The 4,742-nt window shown below is 61.5% G+C and carries 5 protein-coding genes; 3 read left to right on the top strand and 2 right to left on the bottom strand.

The window, feature by feature from the left end; genetic code table 11:
* The 3 genes from NW835_RS05830 to NW835_RS05820 form a co-directional block, all read left to right on the top strand.
* A partial coding sequence (locus NW835_RS05830) for a phytanoyl-CoA dioxygenase family protein (RefSeq protein WP_414414772.1) occupies positions 1 to 457 on the top strand: 457 nt, incomplete at its 5' end.
* A 134-nt stretch (positions 458 to 591) separates the two neighbouring features.
* Entirely contained in the window at positions 592 to 1,605 is a 1,014-nt protein-coding gene (gene chlG / locus NW835_RS05825) for a chlorophyll synthase ChlG (protein WP_414414771.1), read from the top strand.
* A 156-nt stretch (positions 1,606 to 1,761) separates the two neighbouring features.
* The gene (locus tag NW835_RS05820) at positions 1,762 to 2,217 is read left to right on the top strand and encodes a hypothetical protein (RefSeq protein ID WP_414414770.1); all 456 of its coding nucleotides are present in this window, start codon (positions 1,762 to 1,764) and stop codon (positions 2,215 to 2,217) included.
* On the opposite strand, the gene NW835_RS05815 is transcribed toward NW835_RS05820, so the two are convergent.
* Positions 2,210 to 3,595 (bottom strand): MFS transporter, encoded by a 1,386-nt coding sequence (locus tag NW835_RS05815; protein WP_414414769.1) that lies wholly within the window; start codon positions 3,593 to 3,595, stop codon positions 2,210 to 2,212. The two genes, NW835_RS05820 and NW835_RS05815, sit on opposite strands and share 8 nt — an antisense overlap.
* 66 nt (positions 3,596 to 3,661) lie before the next feature.
* Positions 3,662 to 4,742, bottom strand: a 1,081-nt coding sequence (locus NW835_RS05810) for a lyase family protein (protein WP_414414768.1), incomplete at its 5' end; no start/stop codon positions are given.

The raw sequence follows: 4,742 nt of genomic DNA, 5'->3' as shown, positions 1-4,742 counted from the left end.
GGTAGTTTCTCTGCCGGGATCCGCCGACCAACAGGTTCACCGGGATCTCTCCCACCTCTTCGGCGACGCAATTCTGGATGCCATCATCCCCTGCTATGCCCTCAATCTTCTCATTCCGCTGGTGGATGTCAACGAAGAGAACGGCATAACCCGTCTCTGGCCCGGCAGCCATGCCGTTTTCGAGGCCCACTACACCGAGCTGGCCCGGCAGATGCCCTTTGTCGATCCGCCGCTGGCCAAGGGATCCTGCCTGCTGTTCGATTACCGCTTGATCCACCTAGGCCGGGCCAATCGTTCTACCGCTCCCCGGCCCCTCCTTTACAACACCTACAGCCGACCTTGGTTCCGGGATCCCGTCAACTACACCCGGCAGCCCCCCTTGGTGATCCCGGCAGCCGAGAAAGAGCGGATCCCGGCCCAGCACCAATCCCTATTCGTGGCAGCGCAGATTGTCTAGAGGAAAGTTTTGAGGAACGGGGGAAGATGCCTCAGAATGGGGGTGGGTATCCCCGTTGTTGAAGTTTGATTGCGCACCCCACTATGAGCGAAAGCACCTCTCAAGAGCCATCTTTGGCGCCAGCGGCAGACGCAATGGCCCCTGCTGCGGATCCCAGCGCAGAAACCGCGCCGGCTCCTGAAACCGACCAAGGATCCGCCAGCCGGCGTGTCCGTCAACTTTTGGGCATGAAAGGGGCAGAGGTGGAGTCTCGCTCCGTTTGGCAAGTCCACCTGCAACTGATGAAGCCCGTCACCTGGATCCCGCTGGTGTGGGGCCTGATTCCGGGGGCGGCCTCTTCTGGCCATTTCACCTGGACTTGGGAGAACGTGGCCCTCATCCTGGTGGGCATGATCCTGGCCGGCCCCCTGATGACCGGCTACACCCAGACCCTGAACGAGTACTACGACCGCGACATCGACGCCATCAACGAGCCTTACCGCCCCATCCCTTCCGGGGCCATCTCCCTGCAGCGGGTGGTTATCCAGATCTGGGTGCTGCTGATCTTGGGGCTGGGGTTGGCCTATGCCCTGGACTGGTACACCGGCCACGACTTCCCGGTGATCACCTGCATTGCCCTGGCGGGAGCCCTAATTGCCTACATCTACTCGGCGCCACCCCTGAAGCTGAAGCGCAATGGCTGGCTGGGCAACTACGCCCTGGGCGCCAGCTACATTGCTTTGCCCTGGTGGACAGGCCACGCCCTGTTTGGCCAGCTCAACTGGACAGTCTGCATCCTAACTTTAGTCTACAGCTTGGCTGGCCTGGGGATTGCCGTGGTCAACGATTTCAAAAGCATCGAGGGAGATAGACAATTTGGACTCGCCTCTTTGCCGGTGATGTTTGGCGCTATGGGGGCGGCCTGGATCGCGGCGCTGATGATTGATCTATTTCAGTTCGGCATGGCCTCGTTTTTGCTGGGAGCCGGCCTAAAACTCTATGCGGCGATTTTGGTGCTGCTCATTATCCCCCAGATCACCTTCCAAGACATGTACCTGCTGCGGGATCCCCTCAACAACGACGTGAAATACCAGGCCAGCGCTCAGCCTTTTCTGGTGTTGGGGATGTTGGTGGTGGGTCTGGCGCTGGGGCGTTCCGGGCTGTGGTAGTCGAGCCGAAGGCCAAGTGCCCATCCTGGCAAGCGAGGTGACGGCTTCCGCCCTGGGTTATCCTCCCTACCGGGGCCAAGATCAAGTTAGGGATCCCTCCAAGGTAGCCGATGGATCCCAAAGAGTGGAATGGCCCTGGGCCAAAGGAGAGGTCCGATGAAACTGTTTTTTCCCCGCCCACTGGGGCTAAGCCTGGCTTTGCTCTTGGGGGCTGTCGCTCCTGTACAAGCTCAGCGGATCGTCATTGATGGCCGCGGGATCGTTGTCGAACCCAGCACCGGTGGCTCGGTTATCCTCAACCCCGGCCAGCCGCTCTTGGCTCCGTTCCCGACCGGGGGAGCTCCTTTTTCCATCGATGCCGAGGGCCAAGTGGTCTCTGCCCCTGGCTACCGCTGCAGCGCCGCCACTGCTGCCGACAACTCCCCCATCATCTGCCGCTCCCAGTTCAATTCCAACGACGTGGTGGTCTACGAGCGGGATGGCCGCTCCAACACCTTCTTCGTCAATACCGACAACACCGGGATCCGGCCCAGTGGCAGCGGCCTGCGGATTCTGCCCAACTCCGAGCCGGTGCAGCCCTCCGGCAGCGGCCTGCGCATCATCCTCAACTAACAGAGGGGAAGCGACCCCCTCCCGCCCGTCTTGCTTCTAGTTCCTGCAGGATCTGCCGGTGGCGCTGCCGGGTGATGGGGTAGAGCCACACCAGCAGGATGCCGCCGATTAAAACCACCGCCGGCAAGGGGCCAATGGCAAGGCGGATGGCCAACAGGGCCGATTCCGGCTGGGTAGGCGGCGGCCCCCCGGCCACCGAAGGGATAAAGCCAGACCACTCCAGAACTTGCCCTAGGAAAAACAGCCCCAGTCCTAGGCCTACCTTTTGCAGGAACACCATCAAGGCGTAGAAGATCCCTTCCCGCCGCTCCCCAGTTTGCAGCTCATCCAGGTCGATGACATCCGGCAACATCGACCAGGGGCCGAGATAGGCCGTGGCCGAAACCCCCACCCCCGCCAACAGCGCCAGGGCAATCATGAACCGCTCCTGGCCGGGCTGTAGGAAAAACAGGCCGGCTTGGGAGATCAGCCAAAACCCCGCCCCGAGCAGGTACATGGCGCGCTTGCCCAGGTGGGCGCTCAGTCGCGTCCAGGCAAACAGGGTCAGCACCGCAACGCTCTGAACCGCCAACACCACTAGCGAGATCCACACTTCCGGCAACTGCATCCAGAAAACGATGAAATAGGGGATGATCGTGGCCGTAAACTGAAACGCCAGCCAAGAACACAGGTAGATGCCGCTGACAAATAGATAGGGGCGGTTGCTGAAGGCCACCCGCAGTTGCTGCAGTAGGGGCAGCGGATCCCGCCAGGATTGATACCGTTCTCGCACCCCCCAAAAGCAGAGCAGCAGGGGCAGAGCCGAGATCCCCCCAAAACAAGCTCCCGCCAGCAGATGGCCGGCAGCCCGATCCGGCAGCAGGTTAACCAAAAGCGGAAAGCTGACTACTGCAACCATGCTGCCCCCCACCGAGAAGGCAAAGCGGAACTGGTTGAGCTGGGTGCGCTCGTCGTAGTCTTGGGTTAGCTCCGCTGTCAGAGAGGCATAGGGAATGTTGGCGGCAGAGTAGAAGGTGTTAAACAGCAGCGACACCGCCAGGTAATAGGCAAACAAAAGCCCAGTTCGACCGGGAAAAGGGATCCACCACTGCGCCGCAAAGGTCAGGGCAAAGGGAAGAGCCGAAAACAGCAACCAGGGGCGGCGACGACCCCAACGGCTGCGGGTGCGGTCGCTGAGGATGCCGATGAGGGGATCGTTGAGGGCATCCCAAAAGCGGGTGATGGCGTAGATGCTGCCGGCCAGGCCCGCCGCCAGGCCGACAGTATTGGTGAGAAAGGGCAGCAGGAAAAAGATGAGGATATTGGCCGTCATGCCCGTGCCCAGATCCCCCACCCCATAGGCCAGCTTGGTCCACCAGCTTAGTCGTCTGTCGGCCATGGCTTGCTCGGCAAAGGGGTGTTGACGGGGAAGGGGCGGAGGCCAATGGCCTTTGTGGCAGAAGGGCTAGACGCGCATCTGGCTCATGGCCTCTAGATCTAGCACCCTGGCCACCTCTTCTGGACTCATCAAGTTGCGCTCTAGGACAATCTGGCGGATGGGCTTCCCCGTTTCCAGGGAGATCTTGGCCACTTCTGCCGCCTGCAGGTAGCCAATGTAGGGGTTGAGGGCAGTCACCAAAGCCAGTGTCCCCTCTGCATAGCTGCGACAGCGATCCGCCTGGGCGGTGATGCCGCTGACGCAACGTTCAGTAAAGACCCGCAGGCTGTTGTTGAGGATCTGCAGGCTATGCAGGAGGTTATAGGCAATCAGGGGCATCATCACGTTGAGTTCAAACTGCCCTGCCTGGGCCGCAAGGACAATGGCAGTGTCGAGGCCGATGACCTGAAAGCAGACCATGTTCAGCATCTCAGCCATCACCGGGTTGTACTTGCCGGGCATGATGGAGGAGCCGGGCTGCACCGGCGGCAGTTGGATCTCTTTAAGGCCGGTCTTAGGGCCGGAATCCATCAGCCGCAGGTCATTGGCCAATTTGATGCCGTCTTGGGCCAGGTTGCGCAGGGATCCCGATAGGTGCACCAAGGGGGCCATGCTCTGCATCGCCGCCATGGGATGGGGAGCCGGCGTGAGGGGCAACTGGGTGTACTCTGCCAGCCGCTGCACCACCTTTTGCCGGTATAGGGGATGGGTGTTGAGGCCGGTGCCAACGGCGCTTCCCCCCAGCCCCAGGCTGCACAGGGCTTGGCTGGCCTCCTCAATCCAGCGGCGGTGCTGGGCAAAGATGGCTGCGTAGGCGCCGAAGCTGTCCCCTAGGCGCACCGGCACTGCATCCTGCAAATGGGTGCGGCCCGCCTTGAGGATGGCGCGAAACTCCTGCGCCTTTTGCTCCAGCGCCGCCACCAGGTTGTCCAGCGTGCCCAGGAGATCCCGCTGCACCCGCAGTAGGGCGGCCAGACGAATGGCGGTGGGGATGACATCGTTGGTGGACTGGCCATAGTTGACATGGTCGTTGGGGCTAACCCGCTCGTAGCGCCCCTTAGGCTCCCCCAGAATCTCCAGGGCGCGGTTGGCCAGCACCTCGTTGACG

Origin of the sequence: Synechococcus sp. OH2, from assembly GCF_047462155.1 — a bacterium.
In the GTDB taxonomy this organism is placed as follows: Bacteria; Cyanobacteriota; Cyanobacteriia; order Thermostichales; family Thermostichaceae; genus Thermostichus.
Note: the sequence above shows the minus strand (reverse complement) of the source record. Positions and strands in the feature narration are given on the sequence as shown.

What these genes read in the sequence shown, in the direction of transcription:
- chlG (WP_414414771.1), top strand. Translation starts at nt 592, where the DNA reads ATGGCCCCTGCTGCGGATCCCAGCGCAGAAACCGCGCCGGCTCCTGAA.
- NW835_RS05820 (WP_414414770.1), top strand. Translation starts at nt 1,762, where the DNA reads ATGAAACTGTTTTTTCCCCGCCCACTGGGGCTAAGCCTGGCTTTGCTC.
- NW835_RS05815 (WP_414414769.1), bottom strand. Translation starts at nt 3,595, where the DNA reads ATGGCCGACAGACGACTAAGCTGGTGGACCAAGCTGGCCTATGGGGTG.